This window comes from Nonomuraea gerenzanensis, from assembly GCF_020215645.1.
Lineage (GTDB): Bacteria > Actinomycetota > Actinomycetes > Streptosporangiales > Streptosporangiaceae > Nonomuraea > Nonomuraea gerenzanensis.
On sequence record NZ_CP084058.1, the window covers coordinates 4,916,350 to 4,931,850 of the forward strand.

12 protein-coding genes are annotated in these 15,501 nt (G+C 70.5%); 2 read left to right on the top strand and 10 right to left on the bottom strand.

What is annotated here, in order from left to right; translation table 11 throughout:
* The first annotated feature begins 168 nt into the window (after window positions 1–168).
* Window positions 169–1,386, top strand: a complete 1,218-nt coding sequence (locus tag LCN96_RS23170) for a hypothetical protein (protein ID WP_225274968.1) — start codon at window positions 169–171, stop codon at window positions 1,384–1,386.
* Window positions 1,387–1,425: 39 nt separating this feature from the next.
* Here the strand turns inward: LCN96_RS23170 and LCN96_RS23175 are convergent, their stop codons facing one another.
* From LCN96_RS23175 to LCN96_RS23220, 10 genes are all read right to left on the bottom strand, one after another.
* The gene (locus tag LCN96_RS23175; RefSeq protein ID WP_225274969.1) at window positions 1,426–2,238 is read right to left on the bottom strand and encodes a DegT/DnrJ/EryC1/StrS family aminotransferase; all 813 of its coding nucleotides are present in this window, start codon (window positions 2,236–2,238) and stop codon (window positions 1,426–1,428) included.
* Window positions 2,239–3,330, bottom strand: coding sequence for a histidine kinase dimerization/phospho-acceptor domain-containing protein (locus LCN96_RS23180; RefSeq protein ID WP_225274970.1), 1,092 nt, complete (start codon window positions 3,328–3,330; stop codon window positions 2,239–2,241).
* Window positions 3,331–3,548: 218 nt separating this feature from the next.
* Window positions 3,549–4,943: a sensor histidine kinase gene (locus LCN96_RS23185; RefSeq protein ID WP_225274971.1), complete on the bottom strand. Its 1,395-nt coding sequence runs from the start codon at window positions 4,941–4,943 to the stop codon at window positions 3,549–3,551.
* Window positions 4,944–5,626: 683 nt separating this feature from the next.
* A complete protein-coding gene (locus tag LCN96_RS23190) occupies window positions 5,627–6,577 on the bottom strand; it encodes a quinone oxidoreductase family protein (RefSeq protein WP_225276039.1) in 951 nt (316 codons plus the stop codon).
* Window positions 6,578–6,924: 347 nt separating this feature from the next.
* Window positions 6,925–8,106, bottom strand: a complete 1,182-nt coding sequence (locus tag LCN96_RS23195; protein WP_225274972.1) for a CaiB/BaiF CoA transferase family protein — start codon at window positions 8,104–8,106, stop codon at window positions 6,925–6,927.
* Window positions 8,103–9,590, bottom strand: coding sequence for a CoA-acylating methylmalonate-semialdehyde dehydrogenase (locus LCN96_RS23200; protein WP_225274973.1), 1,488 nt, complete (start codon window positions 9,588–9,590; stop codon window positions 8,103–8,105). The genes LCN96_RS23195 and LCN96_RS23200 overlap by 4 nt, the downstream gene beginning before the upstream one ends.
* 51 nt (window positions 9,591–9,641) lie before the next feature.
* Window positions 9,642–10,466, bottom strand: a complete 825-nt coding sequence (locus LCN96_RS23205) for an alpha/beta hydrolase (protein WP_225274974.1) — start codon at window positions 10,464–10,466, stop codon at window positions 9,642–9,644.
* Window positions 10,466–12,037 (bottom strand): bifunctional 3-(3-hydroxy-phenyl)propionate/3-hydroxycinnamic acid hydroxylase, encoded by a 1,572-nt coding sequence (locus LCN96_RS23210; protein ID WP_225274975.1) that lies wholly within the window; start codon window positions 12,035–12,037, stop codon window positions 10,466–10,468. Before LCN96_RS23210 ends, LCN96_RS23205 begins: the two co-directional genes overlap by 1 nt.
* A 141-nt stretch (window positions 12,038–12,178) precedes the next feature.
* Window positions 12,179–13,135 carry a cyclase family protein gene (locus tag LCN96_RS23215; protein WP_225274976.1) on the bottom strand — a complete coding sequence of 319 codons (957 nt, stop codon included), beginning with the start codon at window positions 13,133–13,135 and terminating at the stop codon, window positions 12,179–12,181.
* Between the two features lie 19 nt (window positions 13,136–13,154).
* Window positions 13,155–14,528 (bottom strand): amidohydrolase family protein, encoded by a 1,374-nt coding sequence (locus tag LCN96_RS23220; RefSeq protein ID WP_225274977.1) that lies wholly within the window; start codon window positions 14,526–14,528, stop codon window positions 13,155–13,157.
* 144 nt (window positions 14,529–14,672) lie between these two features.
* Between LCN96_RS23220 and LCN96_RS23225 the strand changes: the two genes are divergently transcribed.
* The gene (locus LCN96_RS23225; RefSeq protein ID WP_225274978.1) at window positions 14,673–15,353 is read left to right on the top strand and encodes a FadR/GntR family transcriptional regulator; all 681 of its coding nucleotides are present in this window, start codon (window positions 14,673–14,675) and stop codon (window positions 15,351–15,353) included.
* Window positions 15,354–15,501 lie beyond the last annotated feature (148 nt).

Consider the following 15,501-nt stretch of genomic DNA (forward strand, 5'->3'; position numbering starts at 1 on the left):
CCAGTTCCAATCCTGAAGCCGGACGTCCGGCTGGAAGGCGAGCGCACATCAGCGGAAGGCGCGCCTGCTGCAGTCGATGAACCGGTGATTTTCGCCGAGGCGACTGATGGGGTCGGCGACGAGGTCGTTCTCGTCACTTGATCCGAAGTCGATCATTACTATCCTGGCATGCCACAGGATCAGAACCTCCGAACCATCATGAACAGGGCTGAACATCTCAAGCGCGAAGGACGCATCGACGAACATTGCACGCTGCTGCGTATGGCCGCCGAGGCCGGTCACGCGACAGCTGCCGCGCAACTGGGATGGCTACACAGCTTCGCCCCCGAATGGAACACCATCGACCTCTTCGATGACCCTCGTTCCGCACAGCGATCACCGGCCGAGTCCCTTCTCCGACAGGCGCGGGGACTGGACCCCGACGATGGCGGCACCGCGACACTGCTGGCTGCGCTGTTGCTCTGGCAACTGCGCGAAATGCGAGCCTGTGACCCATACGACGGCGACTGGGTCGACGAGGTCGGCGACGAAGAGGAGGAACCCGAGGAGATCTGGGCGACGGCAATCCAAGCGCGACACAACGAGGCCGTACGGCTGCTGGAACACGTGTTGCGGGCTGATCCGACGAATGCGTCGGCCGCAGTCGGCTTGCTGGCGGTCCGTGAGGCGGACTGGACTTCCCACCTCATCGAGCACTCGATCCACCAGCCTCCGCTGCCGGACTCCGACCTTGAAGGACGTCGGCTGTTGGAGGAGATGGTCACAGCAGCACGGCAGGCAGTCTCGATCGATCCGGGCGATTCCCTCGCCGTGGGGTTACTCGCCACCGCCCTGCGATGGCAGCAGCATCCAGAGGCCGTGGAATGGTCGAGGCGGTTTCAGGCGTTGCGCACCGAGATCCGCTGGCCCGAAGAGACGCCTGGAGAAAGGGATCACGACCGGCCCACCCATGGCAGGTACAGCTGGTACTTGCTGGAGATCACATATAATGCCGATCCGCTGCACGGTGACGTCGTGACGGACACCGTCGTCACCGGTGATCTCGATGTCCTGCGCTGGGCCTGCGATCATCATCTTGCTGCTCGCCTCAAAGCAGTCCTCCGGGACGGAGACGGAGACGGCGACTGCGGATCGGTCGAAGTGGCGATGTTCGAGCAAGGCGAACTAGTGGCCAACATTGATCTCACACCGCATCTGCAACTCGGGGACAACGGAGCGGTGCACATCGATTGGATGGCCGGCTCGCTTCCGTCTTTGGCACTGGCGGGCGAATCGCTTCCGCCCGGACACCCGGTTACCGACGCGTCACGGATGGCGGTCATCTCCTACGGCCACACCGATGGCGCGTCCCCGGGTTGGCATTTCGGCACGATCATTCCCGCTTGAAACCTGGGAAGCGATCATCCGCCGGCCGGGAAGCGATCTTTATGGCCGTCCGGAAACCCAGGTCAACCAGACTCGTGAACACCCCCGCACATCGGTGATCACCTGCCTGACCTGGTCATCGGACATGGCGGGGTAGCACGGCAGCGATAGCTGCCGGGCGGCGACGGTCTCGGTGACCGGCAGTGGACACCTGGCGCTGCCGGAGTAGGCCTGCAGGGTGTGTACGGGGTGGAAATGCTGGCTGGTCGCGATCTTGTGTTCGGCGAGTAGGCGCTCGGCCGTGGCATCGCGAGTGAGAGGGGCGTGCGCGGGGTCGATGAAGACGGAGTACAGGAACCATCCGGGCTCGACGCCGGGCAGGACGGCCGGTGTGGCCAGGCCGGGCAGTCCCGCGAAGGCGACGGTGTAGAGGGCCGCGATCTTGGCGCGGCGCTCGGTGAAGGCGGAGAGCTTGCGCCATTGCGCCAGACCGATGGCGGCGGCCAGATCGGACATGACGTACTTCAGACCCGGCATGGTGACCTCGTAGTCGACGGTGCGGCGTCCGCTGTGACGCCGCCACACCGAGGAGTCGATGCCGTGTCGGCCCAGCAGTCGGGCCCTGTGGAGGAGGTCTCCGCGGCCCAGCAACATGCCGCCTTCCCCCGTGGTCACGACCTTGTTGGCGTAGAAGCTGAAGGCGGCCAGGTCACCAACCGCGCCGGCGCGCAGCCCGTCGCGGCAGGCCCGCAGGGCGTGAGCGGCGTCCTCGATCAGCAGCAGCCCGCGCTCGTCGGCCAGGGCGCGGAAGGCGCGCAGATCCCAAGCGGACGACTTCCGCGATGGTGGTGCCGATGCCGGTCCCGATGTCATTCACGTGCACCAGGTCGCGCACCTGGTGGCCCCCTCCGTTGAGGTGCCGCGGCAGCCCGCGGGCGGCGCGTATGCAAAACCAGCGCTCACCACCGCACCGGGCTCCAGGTCGCAGGAGATGTCCAGGGGCGTGTCACGGCGGTCGCCGCACTGCGCGGTCACGAACGCGGCCAGGTCGATCGGCTCGCGCTGGAGCGGCTGGTCCGCCTCCATCCGGGCGATGTCCAGCAGATCCCCCACGATCGCCTCGATGCGGTCGAGACTTGCCAGAACGGTGCGGCTCAGCCTCGGCACGGTGGTGTCCTCGGGCGCGTACAGGGCGTCTTCTACCTCCGCGCGGATCGCCGCGATCGGGGTGCGCAGCTCGTGCGAGGCGTTGGAGGTGAAGTGGCGCTGCTGGCCCATCGCGGCCTGCAGCCGGGCCAGGGTTCGGTTCACGCTGCCGGCCAGGTCGTAGATCTCGTCGTGGCTCGGCGGGAGCGGGACCCGGCGGTCGGAGGTCTCGCTGATCGTGTCGAGCTCCGCGCGGATGGCGGTCACCGGCCGCAAGGCGGTGGTGACGATGCGATGACCGAGCGTGGTGATCGCCACGGCCATGAACACCGCGACGCCGAGTACGGTCGCGGCCAGCCACGGGGTGACATACGGCGGGACCGTGGGGCCGGAGCTGTAGACGATCCAGTCCTGTCCCTGCCGGTAGGCCGACTGCGCGACGACGATATGGCAGCCCTGGCCCGCGAACAGCCCGCCGCAGACGACACCGGTGGACACGGTCCGGGGGATGGGGGTGAAGCCGGCCATCGGCGGCCGGCCCCGCAGTTGCGGTGTCGAGGCGACCACGGTGCCCGTGGCGTCCACGATCTGCACGTTGCGGTCGGCATGCTCCACCAGAGGCGTGCGTACCTCGTCGTGCTCGACCTCGTACGCCACGCGGCCACCGTCCGCGGCGATCTCGCTCATCCGGTCTTCCGTGGCGTAGCGATGGATCGCCAGCATCACCGCGGCGGCCAGCATGGCGGACAGCAGCGCCGCCATCGCCCCGGCGAACAGGGTGACGCGCTTGGTGATCGGCCAATCGTGCCAAGCGTTCATGGGGTCAGTCGAGCACATGGGCCGTAGCGGGAGGTGCACGCACCGCTCTGATGACGGCATGAACGAGGCCAACACCTCGCCAAGAGCTCCGGCCGGGTTCGCCGCACCGCTGATCCCCGCCTGTTGCCGCGGCCTGCGGCCCGTGGGGACCTGGACCCGGGGGGCACCGTGGGTGTCAAGCGGGCGCTGCCAGCCGCGGCCCCGGGCACCGTGGGTGCTCAAGCGGGCGCTGCCAGCGGCAGGCGGACGACGAACCGTGCGCCGCTCGGACAGTCTTCGACGGACAATGACCCGCCATGAGCCTGGCACGTCTCCCTGCTGATGGCCAGGCCGAGCCCGCTGCCGCCGGGATCCAGGCGCAGACCCTCCGTCAGCCGGACGAAGGGCTGGAAGATGCGCTCTCGGTCTTCGGCGGCGATGCCCGCGCCATCGTCCTGCACGGTCACCACGGCCTGCCGGCCGTCCTGCTCGACGGTCACCTCGACATGAGTACGAGCGTGCCGTCGCGCGTTGGCCAGCAGATTGTTCAGCACGCGGGCCAGTTGCACGCGCGAGCCGCGGACGGTGGGATCGCCGACCGCTCGCAGCCTGATCGGGATGCCGTCGCGTGGCAGCGCGGACATCTCGTCCCTGGCCAGAGCGATCAGGTTGAGCGGCTGGTACGCCTCACACGTGGCGTGCGTGACCCGGGTGTAGGCCAGCAGGTCATCGATGATCGCCTCAAGGCGTTCGGCGCTGCGCAGCGTGTTCCGCAGGGCGGCGTGCGTGTCCACCTCCCGGGGGTACATGAGCGCCTCCTCCGCCTGGGTGCGCAGCGCGGTGACCGGTGACCTCAGCTCGTGCGAGACCATGGAGGCGAAGCGGCGGTAGGCGGTCACCGTCTTCTCCAGCCGATCGAGGTAGGCGTTGGAGGCGTGCGCGAACTCGGCGATCTCGTCCTCGTGCGGCGGTGTCGGAACCCTGATGCTCAGATCCCTCGCCGTGGCCTCGCGCATCTTCGTGCTGATCGCCTGCACCGGGCGCAGGGTCCGGCCGACCACCATCCAGGTGCCCCATGCGGCCACCAGCGACCCGATCAGCACCGCGGCGCCGAACCCGGCCTCCAGGTAGTACTTGGTCACGATGACGGGCTGCACCGTGCCCGCGTAGACGAAGTGCACCTCGTCCGGCAGCGGCGCGTCCGGCATCCGGGGGTCGAGCCGCAGGGCGGTGACCAGCAGGCATTCGCCCTCGCTCCAGGACGGGCAGACGGTACTGTCCTGCAGGCCCCGACCGGGTGCCGGCCTGACCGTGCTCAGCGGCGCCTTTCCTGCCGCGTCGGCGTTGGCGGCCACCACCCGCCCGCGGGAGTCGACGAGTTGCAGATAGCGGGCCCGCGCGCTCGGCTTGGCCGGGCTCGGCGGCGGAAGATAGCCGGGACGCATCCTGCTGACCCAGTCGACGACGGCCACATGGATCTGCTCGGAGATGTCCGCCGCGACCCTGTTCCGGACGCCGTACGCTGCCAGGGCGCCGACCACTGTGAGGACGACCAGGGACAGCGCTCCCGCGGCGAGGGCGAAGCGGGCGCGGAGCGACTGCGGATACAGCCGGCCCGGCCTGTTGATCTTCATGGTGCCGTGCGTCCCCTCTCCGGACGCTCTGAGCGCCGTCGGCTGTCCCATCGCGCTGCGTCACAAGCGCGATGTCGCGGCGGCAGCCTTGCTGTCGCCGCAGGCTTGGCCGCCGGCGTGCTCATGACGTCATGCGGGGTGCTTGAGCGCCGCGGCTGCTTTCGGGTACGGCGGCATGGGTTGCTCGGGCTTCCCGGTGGGACGCATGGTGTCAGTTACCGCGCCATCGACGAGGTATGCGACCTCTTGTCCAACGCTGACCGTGTACGGGCGGAGTGATGGCACCCGGCAGGCCACGTCATGGCCGTACGAGCGAGCGCCGCCGGATGCGCTCCGGCACCACGCGGGGGCACCACGCGGGGGCAGGGCCGGGCGGCGGCCCTCGCACCGCATGCGTGACTCCAGGCCTGCGGCGGGCCTGTGCCTTGTCGGTGATGGCCACCGTCACGCGGATCAGTAGCGCCGCCAGGTGGCGGACGTCACTCCTCGCGCGCGCCCAGACCGGCTGGCTGCCCGTGATGGCCAGGGTCGGACTTGGAGGATGCCGACCAGCAGGACCCGGCGGTCCCGGGCGAACAGCGGCGCCACCTGCCCGAAGCCGGACCAGCCGGTGCAGCCGGGCCCGCCGCCGTGCAGGAAGCTCTTCGGGCTGCCCTGGCCGAGCTCGATGTGCGGGAGCGGCGTCAGTCGAACTCGAGCACCACCTTGCCGACGGCCTCGCCGCTGCGCAGCCGCCCGGCCGCCTCGTCCAGCCGGTCCAGCGGATACCGTTCGATCGGCAGGGTCAGCTCGCCGGCGTTCAGCTCGGTCAGCAGCCGGTCGGCGTCCGCCATGACCTCCTCGCCGCGGGTCATGAGGTTGACCGGCAGCAACGAGACGTCCGCGAGCAGGAAGTCCGCGAGGTCCAGCCGAAGCTCGCGGCCCGCCGTGTAACCGACCAGGGCGACCCGGCCCCTGCCTCGCACCAGCCCGAGCGCCGTGGCCAGCACTGGGCCGCCCACCGTGTCGATGACCGCGTCGAGCGGGGCGCCCACGGCGTCCGCGGTCAGCTCGGACACCAGCAGCGGCTTGGCGGGCGGCGGCACGCTGCCCAGTTTGGCCCGGCGGCCGACGACGCCGAACACCTTGGCGCCGGCCCGGGCGGCGAGCTGCACGGTCAGCGCCCCGACCGCGCCGGCCGCGCCCGTCACCGCGACCCGCTCGCCCGGCTGGATCGCCGCGACCCGGTGCACCGCGGCCTGCGCCGTCCCGGCGGGGGAGAAGAAGCAGCAGGCCAGCGCCGGATCGGTGCCGGGCGGTACGGGCACGACGACCTCGTCCCGGACGAGCGCGTGCTCGGCCCAGCCGCCGTCGCGTTTCAGCCCGACGCCGCCGCCCCGGATCCGCACCTCCATCCCCTCCGGGTGGACGTCGGAGGCCACCACGACTCCGGCCGCCTCGGTGCCGGGCACCGCGGGCAGCTCCGGGAGGATGCCGAACTGCCCGTCCACGATGTTGAGGTCGAGATGGCTGATCTGCGCCGCCCGTACCCGGACCAGGGTGTGACCCGGCGGGCGGTCCGGGACCGGCCGCGACACCAGGCGGGGCAGCTCGCCGAACCGCTCCAGGACGAGCGCCCGCGAGGACCTCGGCACACCACTCAAAGCTTCACCCCATAACGGCGCAGGACGCGGGCCGCCACGATGCGCAGCACCCGGTCGAACACGAACCCCGGAATCCCCAGCGCGATGATGCCCATAAATACCCAATCGATACGTCCGTAATTGCGCGGGTTCCAGCTGAGCGTGCCCAGTCCCTTCTGCGCGCGAACAACCCCGCGGTACGTAACCGCGCGCCCGTCGGCTGCTGTGACCGGGTGCCAGAACCGGTGCCCCTGCGGGAGACGGCGGGCACCGTCCCGGGCCTCGCGACGGTCAGCCCTGCCGACCCCGTACGCCGCGCCCGAGTACGTGACCTCGCGGCCTCCGGCATGACGCTGCCGCTACGCGCCTTCCGGCAGCGGGGCCTCGCCGGAGAGCCATGCGCGCACCGCCGTGGAGTCGGCGCCGAGCGCGGGCGGCGGGAGATGGCCGGTGAAGGTCTGCTCGGCCCCGTCGGGGTCGAAGAACCTCAGCGGCGGCCCCGGCAGGGTGATCGGCCCCAGCGCGGGATGCCGGACGTCGAGAAGGAGCCCTTGGCTGCGGGTCTGGTCCCACTCGTAGACCTCGCGCACGTCGCGTACCCTTCCGGCGGGCACACCCGCTTCGGCGAGCAGGCCGAGCAGCGTCGCGGTGTCGTGCTCCGCGAAGCGTTCCTCGACCAGCTCGATGACGGCGCCGCGGTGAGCGACCCGCTCGGGGTTGGTGGACCTGCCCGGCTGGTCCGGGTCGAGGCCGAACGCCGTGCAGAAGCGCCGCCACAGGCTCTCGCTGCCGACGGCGATCTGCACGGCGCCGTCCCGCGTGCGGAACAGCCCGTACGGGCAGATGGACGGATGGTGGTTGCCCTGGGCGTGACCGACCTGGCCGGCCACGGTCCACTTCGTGCCCTGGAAGGCGTGCACCCCGACGACGGCCGCCAGCAAGGAGGTGCGCACGACCTGGCCCGCTCCGGTGTGCTGCCGTTCGATGAGGGCGGCGAGCACGCCGTAGGCGCCGTACATGCCGGCCAGCAGGTCCGCGATCGGCACCCCGACGCGCTGGGGGTCGTCCGGCGCCGAGCCGGTCAGCGACATGAGCCCGGCCTCGCCCTGGGCGATCTGGTCGTAGCCGGGGCGCCCGCCTTCCGGCCCGTCGTGGCCGAACCCGCTGATGCTGAGCACCACCAGGCGCGGATTCAGCTCGGCCAGCCGCTCCGGCCCGAAGCCCAGGCGTTCCAGCACGCCGGTGCGGAAGTTCTCCACGAGCACGTCGGACTTGCGGACCAGTGCTTCGAGGGTCCGCCTGCCGTCGTCGGACTTCAGGTCGAGCTCGATGGAGCGCTTGTTGCGGTTGGCGGACAGGAAGTACGTGGACTCGCCGTCGCGGAAGGGCGGCCCCCAGCCCCGGGTGTCGTCCCCGGTGCCGGGGGTCTCCACCTTGATGACGGTGGCGCCGAGGTCGCCGAGCATCATGGTGGCGTGCGGTCCTGCCAGGGCCCGGGTGAGGTCCGTCACGACGATCCCGGCGAGCGGTCCGTGGCTCACGTGTTCTCCGGGAAGCCGAGGTTGATGCCGCCGTGGCTGGGGTCGAGCCAGCGGCTGGTGATGACCTTCGCGCGGGTGAAGAAGCGCACGCCCTCCATGCCGTGGGCGTGCAGGTCGCCGAAGAGCGAGTTCTTCCAGCCGCCGAAGGAGAAGTAGGCCATGGGGACGGGGACGGGCACGTTGATGCCGACCATCCCGACCTCGATCTCGTTCTGGAAACGCCGGGCCGCGCCGCCGTCGTTGGTGAAGATGGCAGTGCCGTTGCCATAGGGGTTGGCGTTGATCAGCTCGACCGCCTGCTCGTAGGTGTCCACGCGCAGCACGCTCAGGACCGGGCCGAAGATCTCCTCGGTGTAGATGCTCATGTCGGTGCTGACGTGGTCGAACAGGGTGGGGCCGAGCCAGAACCCGCCGGACTCGCCCTCCGCCTCCACCTCCCGCCCGTCGATGACGAGCCGGGCGCCGGCGCTCTGGCCCTCGGCGATGTAGCCGGCGACCTTGTCGCGGTGGGCGCGGGTGATGAGCGGGCCCATGTCGACGCCGGTCATGCCGTCGCCGGTGCGGAGCTTGACGGTCCGTTCGGCGATCTTGCCGACCAGGTCGTCGGCGATGTCCCCGACCGCGACCAGTGCGCTGACGGCCATGCAGCGCTCACCGGCGGAGCCGTAGCCGGCGTTGACCGCGGCGTCGGCGGCCAGGTCGAGGTCGGCGTCGGGAAGCACGAGCATGTGGTTCTTGGCCCCGCCCAGTGCCTGGACGCGCTTGCCGTGGGCGGTGGCGCTCTCGTAGACGTAGCGGGCGATCGGGGTGGATCCCACGAAGGAGACCGCCTTGATCGCGGGGGAGACGAGCAGCGCGTCGACTGCCTCCTTGTCGCCTTGCAGCACGTTGAACACGCCGTCCGGCAGGCCGGCCTCGGCCCACAGCTCGGCGATCCACAGCGCGGCGGACGGGTCCTTCTCGCTGGGCTTGAGCACCACGGTGTTCCCGGCGGCGATCGCGACGGGGAAGAACCACATCGGCACCATGGCGGGGAAGTTGAACGGGCTGATGACGGCGACCGGGCCGACCGGCTGGCGGATGGAGGACACGTCCACGCGGGTGGAGGCGTTCTCCGTGAACTCGCCCTTGATCAGGTGCGGGATGCCGCAGGCGAACTCGACGACCTCCTGCCCCCGGGTGATCTCGCCGAGGGCGTCGGACAGCACCTTGCCGTGCTCGGCGGTGATGATCTCGGCGAGCTCGCCCTTGCGGGCGTTGAGCAGCTCGCGGAAGGCGAAGATGATCTGGGTGCGGCGGGTGAGCGAGGTGTCGCGCCAGGCGGGGAAGGCCGCGGCGGCCGCGGCGATGGCGCTGTCGGCGTCGCGAGCAGAGGCCATCGCCACCTGGCCCGTGACGGCGCCGGTCGAGGGATCGGTGACCGGTGCGGTGCGCCCGCTCGTGCCGGGCACGCGCTTGCCGTTGATCCAGTGGGCGATGGTCATCGTGCGTTCTCCTGTGGGTCGCGGCGGATCATGGACGTTCGCAGGGCGGGATCAGGCTGTGCCGCCGAGGTGGCTGAGCAGGAACGCCGCGGTGAGCCGCAGGTGGTCGGGGCGGTCGAACTCCTCGCCCTCGTGCCCGGCGCCGCCGAGCAGGATCATCGTGGACTCCGCTCCGGCGCGGACGAGGGCGTCATGCAGGGCCAGGCTCTCGGAGGCGGGGGTGACCCGATCCCGGTCGCCGTGGGCGATCAGGAACGGCGGCGCGTCGGCGCCGACCCAGGTGAGCGGGCTCGCGGCGCGGGCCGCGGCGGGATTCTCGGCCACCTCGCCGAGGCCGAGCAGCGGACCTTCGAACGGCGGGTTGAGGATCTCCTTCTCCAGCCAGGTGCGGCGCGAGTTGGCCAGCAGATCGCTCTGGCCGAACCAGTGGACGACCGCGTCCACATGGCTGGGCTGGTCGAGGTGGTCGCCGACCGAGCCCTCCAGCTCGGCGTTCCTGGCCGTCAGGCCGGCCATGCTGGCCAGGTAGGCGCCGGCGGACGCGCCCCAGGCGCCGACCTTCCCGACGGCGAGGCCGTGCTGTGCGCCGTTGGCGCGCAGCCAGCGCACGGCGGCCTTCACGTCGTGCACCTGCGCCGGGTAGGTCGCCTGAGTGGCGAAGCGATAGTTGGCGGAGGCGACGGCGACGCCGTACGAGGCCAGCCGCTCCAGCCGTTCGGTGGCGCCGTCGCGCTTGTCGCCCACCTGCCAGCCGCCGCCGTGCAGGTAGAGCACGACCGGCGCCGGGCCGTCCGTCGCGGGCACATAGAGGTCGAGCGCGAGACGGACGCCGTCCGCGTCGGCGTACTCGATGTCGGACTCCGTGCGCACGTTCATCACGCGGGTTGCCTTTCGTTGTTCAGGTGAAGCCGGGCGGCCAGTTCATCCACCAGCGAGGGGAGGCCGGAGTCCGGCGCCACGCCGAAGACGTACCAGTCCGGGCGGGTGATGTAGGCGTCGGCGTGGTGGTCCTTGAGGAAACGGCTGTAGACGCCGTCGAGGTCGGTGACCGCGTTGGGGTCGGCCGGGTCCTCCAGGACGGCGATGGAACAGCCGATCGCCTCCAGCGTGTGCAGCTGCGCCGCGGTGAGCTGCGGGGCGTGGCGGGAGATGAGCTGGAACCCGTGGCCGAGCAGGTCGTCACCGCGTCCCTCCACCTCGCCCTTGCGCAGGCGGCCCTGCGGGGACAGCGAGCCGGTGACCGCGGCGATCGAGCCGTCGGGCTCGCGGTGCAGGACACCGTGCTCCAGCTTGGGGAACGGCGGCGGGGGCGGGCTGAGGTTGTTGCGCATGGCGTGGTTGCGCTGCGCCGCCTCGTCCTCGTCCACGATGTTGACCAGGCGCGACAGCGCGTCGCTGGCGAACACGATCGCGGACACGTGCGGCTCGCGCTCGGCCTGGTAGGCGTCCAGCAGGTCCTCGCCCGCGGCGCCGGACAGCACCAGCGACAGCTTCCAGCCGATGTTGCGGCCGTCGCGGATGGCCGAGCAACCGCCCTGGCCCATGTAAGGGGTCATGGTGTGGGCGGCGTCGCCGGCGATGAAGACCCGGCCGGTGCGCCACCGCTCGGCCACCCGCGTGTAGAAGTGGTAGACGACCTGGCGGCAGATCGACATGTGCTGCTCGCCGAGGCCGTGCTCCTCGCGCAGGAAGTCCCAGGCCACCTGCGGGTCGTACATCGCCGCCTCGTCCTCGTGGTCGTGCAGGCGGATCTCGAAGCGCTGGCGGGTGGTGCCGAGCGGCATGTACATGTGCGGCCGCTTCGGGTCCATGATCATGATGAGGCGGTCGAACCGCTCGGGCAGGTCGCCGAGCTTGTTCATGTCGAAGTTGAGCCAGCGCTCGTGCAGCCCGTAGTCGCGCATGGTGATGCCGGCCGCCTCCCGCACGAAGCTGCCTGTCCCGTCCGCGCCGATGACGTAACGGGCCCGGACCGTCCGCTGCTCGGCCGGGTCGGTCGACTTCTTGGGGCGCACCGTGAGCTCGACGAAGTCGTCATGCTGCGTCAGGCCGAAGACCTCGGTGCCCCGGTTCACCTCGACGTCGGGCATCGTGTCGACCTTCTCCCGCACGACCGCCTCGACGTCCGGCTGGAAGATCGAGGAGTGCGCGGGGAAGCCGCACTGGCTGCCGCTCCAGTCGATGCTGAGCAGGGGCTCGGCGGCGGCGTCGCCGAAGTGGCACGCGTCCAGCCGCACGGCGGTGCTGAGCGCCTTGTCGACGGAGGAGCCGGTGGCCTGCACGGTGCGGCAGGCCTCACCGTCGAAGGTGACCATGCGCGGCAGGGGATACAGCTCCCTGTGCCGCTCGAACACCACCACCCGGTGGCCGGCCGCGCCGAGCGTGGCAGCCGCCACCTCGCCCGCAGGCCCGTAACCGACGATCGCTACGTCGTAGATATCAGGCACGATGTCTCCCAAATGATGCGGCGCGCCGGGCGCCGGACGAGAAGCCGCAAGCCCCCCGATGCCCGAAAACCATCTAAAGGTTCGGGTGTTTTAAGTGAGTGTGGCCCGCCGGTGACCTGCGGGTCAAGAGCGTGTTACGTCCTATTTCAGGAAAGTCGCGTTAGGGGCCGAAGCGATCCCGCCGGGCGCGCGGGCAGGCACGCTGACGAGCATCCCCTCGTACACGCCGTCGCCCGCGCAGTCCTCGGCCAGGTCCCGCAGCCACCACAGCTCGCCCAGGGCCATGCCGAAGCTGCCGATGAGCATCTGATGGATGAAACCGAACGGCGCCGCCTGCGGGCTGGTGTCCGCGGGCCAGGCCTCGACCGCGAAGGTGTCGGAGGCGACGGCCGCGCAATGGGCGTTCCACAGGTAGCGGCACACCTCCTCCGAGTGCGCCAGGCCAGGCGCGCGAAGCTCCCGCGGGAGCCGCTTGCGCACGTCGTCGGGCTGGTCGGCGTACCAGCCGGTGAAGCCGGTATGCAGCAGCAGGATGTCGCCCACCTGGTAGTCGACGCCGGCCATCCGCCGGGCCGCCTCCAGCTCCTCCGGGCCGAACTCGACGGTGGTGCCGGGATCGTAGGGACGGCCCAGGGCCCGCATCGCGGCGGGCATGTCGAGCAGGACGCCCCGGCCGGTCATGCCGTGCTCCGCCCAGCGGTCGATCGTGTTGCGGCGGCCGGAGACGATGTCGTCCGAGGTGGCGCCGTTGTAGTACACCTGACGGCTGTAGCCGATGTGCGCCAGGGAGTCCCACTGGCTGCCGGCCTGCGGATAGACGTTGTCCCATACGTCGTCGAAGCCGATGCCGCCCGGCTGGGCGATGACATGGTGGCGGGGGTTGCCTCTGTTGCTGTTGAGGGGCGGGGAGAACATGCCGAGGGGCGCGTCCAGCGGGAAGCTCGCCCCCTTGCGTACCAGCTTGGCGGCGGCTGCCACCCGTTCCGGGGTCAGCAGGTTGACCAGGCCGAGCTGATCCTGCTCGCCGAACAGGCCCCAGGCGCTGCGGCCTCCGTCCGGTGCCGGCGGCAGGTCGTCGTAGTCGGGAAGTTCCGTCATGAACGAAGTTCCTTTCGCACTACCAGGGCAGGTACAGCGGAGGGTCGGGGAAGAAGCCGCCGTTCTTCTCCACGGTCGCCGCCACGTACTCCTTCGAGCTCTCCAGCGCCTCGCGCACCGGCCCCCACCCGGCCGTCAGCGCGCCGGCGCGCTTGCGGACCTCGCCCGCGATGATGACGGTGTCGATGTTGCCGGGATGCGCCTGCGTGATCACGGTGGCGTACGGGTCGTGCACCGGCGCGGTGTTCACCGCGTCGGCGCGGACGAGGATCACGTCGGCCTGCTTGCCCGCCCGCAGGCTGCCGATGCGCGCCGACTGGCCCAGCGCCTCGGCGCCCCAGATGGTGGCCGCCCTCAGCATCGTCTCGCACGACGGCGGCACCGACTCGGGGGCCCGTCCGGCCGCCATGCCCTCGTCGGCGGCGAGCAGGCGTCCCACCTGCATCGCGGTGCGGGCCTGCTGGAGCAGGCTGCCGGAGACGGACGTCGTGACGTCGCAGCCGAACGTGCAGTGTCCGCCGGCCTCCAGCACGCGCTCGGTGGCCGGGCGGCCCATGCCCATGGCCATCTCGGCCTCGGTGCAGGTCGCCACGGAGCCGCCGGAGTCGGCCACCATGCGCAACTGCTCGGCGGTGGCGTAGTTGAGATGCACCCACACCAGATCAGGGCCGAGGAGCCCGGCCTCGTCGAAGACGGCCAGATCGTCCACCGGCTCGTGGAACAGGATCGCCAGGCCGTTGGTGGTGCTGCGCAGCCCGAGCCGCCGCGCGCCCGTCAGCTCCGTCCGGATGCGGTCGATGCCGACCTCGGGCAGGTCCGACAGCGCGATCCCGAGCGTGACCAGCGCGTCGTCCGAGGCCAACCGCCCTTCACGCAGTTTCGCCGCCAGCGCGAGCCGGCCCTCTGCGCTCGCCAGCGACGCGTCCTGGCCGGGCACGTCGCTGAAGCCGAGGGCGAACTGCGTGCGGATGCCGGACTCCAGGCTGCCCTCGATCGCGGCATCCGCGTGCTCGGCCGTGCTGACCGCGTGGCAGAAGTCCAGCACCGTGGTGACTCCGGCGTCGATGGCCTCGAGCATGCCCGCCAGGTTGCCCACCCGGATGTCCTCGGGCCGGTACATCGCGGAAGCCTGGAACCTGATACTGCGGAAGTAGTCCTTGAGCACGGAGTCCCCGGTGAGCCCGCGCAGCCCGGCCTGCCAGACGTGCCGGTGCGTGTCCACCAGGCCGGGCAGCACGATGGTCCCGGTCGCGTCGATCACGTCGGCGTCGGCCTGGATCCCCGGCTCCACCGCGGCGATCACGTCGTCCTCTATCAGCACGTCGGCCAGGCGCGGCCGGTCGCCGGGTTCCATGGTGAGCACGGTGCCGCCCTTGACGAGCACACGGTTCATCGTAACCTCCTTGGTGCGGACGAAATCGCAGGCCAGAACGCTGGCCTTCAGATTTAACCACCCGGATGTTTAGGGTGTTATGTCTCCGGCGGAGCGTACCCGTCCGACTGCCGGATTCGCTAGGAATCTGCTAGAACTATTCGGGTGGTTAACGCCGAACCCCTGACGCGCGCCGAGGCGCTGGCCGCCGACATCGAGTCGATGATCGTCGAACGAGGGCTCGGCCCCGGCGACCTGATCGGCACCATGGACGAGTTCCGCGACCGGTCCGGTTACGGACGGGCGACCATCAGCGAAGCCGCGCGGCTGCTCAACGATCGCGGCAGTGTCGAGATCCGGCCAGGTCGGGGCGGCGGCCTGTTCGTGGCCCAGCCCAACCCGATCGTGCGACTGCGGCACACCCTGCTCACCGTACGGAAGATGCCCACCACCGTGGCCGACGCCATCGCCGTACGCGAGGCCCTGGAGCCGTTGATCGCGGCGGACGCGGCCCAGCACCGGAGCCGGCAGGACATCTCCGACCTGCGCAAGCACCTGACCGGCCTCAGGCGCGCGATGACCAGCACCGATCGCTTCATGAGGGCCAACTGGGCCTTGCACGAGCGCATCGCCGAGATCAGCCCCAACCATCTGGCCAAGGCCGTCTACCTGAGCATGACGCGCTTCATCACCGACCTGTCGGAGCACGCCGACCCCGACGACGGCCGCGACGACGACTATCTGCGCCTGCGCCTGGACGTGCACGCCGAACTGGTGGACGCGATCATCGCTGGGGATGTCGAGCGGACCATGAGGGCTGTCGAACGGCATCACGCTCCCTCCTGACGCCGCCGCGAGGCTGCCCACCGGGCCGGTGGTACGTCCTCCTGACAGGCCACCACCCGGTTGCGGGTGGCGCGGGGGGCCAGGCGAGCCCGCTTCTCCCAGGTAGGCGGGTAAGGCGCGTTGGCTGACCCTGAAGGCATGTTGCGCC

Coding starts and splice junctions, on each gene's coding strand:
- LCN96_RS23200 (WP_225274973.1), bottom strand. CDS start 9,590: ATGACCATCGCCCACTGGATCAACGGCAAGCGCGTGCCCGGCACGAGC.
- LCN96_RS23175 (WP_225274969.1), bottom strand. CDS start 2,238: ATGACATCGGGACCGGCATCGGCACCACCATCGCGGAAGTCGTCCGCT.
- LCN96_RS23170 (WP_225274968.1), top strand. CDS start 169: ATGCCACAGGATCAGAACCTCCGAACCATCATGAACAGGGCTGAACAT.
- LCN96_RS23215 (WP_225274976.1), bottom strand. CDS start 13,135: ATGACGGAACTTCCCGACTACGACGACCTGCCGCCGGCACCGGACGGA.
- LCN96_RS23220 (WP_225274977.1), bottom strand. CDS start 14,528: ATGAACCGTGTGCTCGTCAAGGGCGGCACCGTGCTCACCATGGAACCC.
- LCN96_RS23205 (WP_225274974.1), bottom strand. CDS start 10,466: ATGAACGTGCGCACGGAGTCCGACATCGAGTACGCCGACGCGGACGGC.
- LCN96_RS23180 (WP_225274970.1), bottom strand. CDS start 3,330: ATGAACGCTTGGCACGATTGGCCGATCACCAAGCGCGTCACCCTGTTC.
- LCN96_RS23185 (WP_225274971.1), bottom strand. CDS start 4,943: ATGAAGATCAACAGGCCGGGCCGGCTGTATCCGCAGTCGCTCCGCGCC.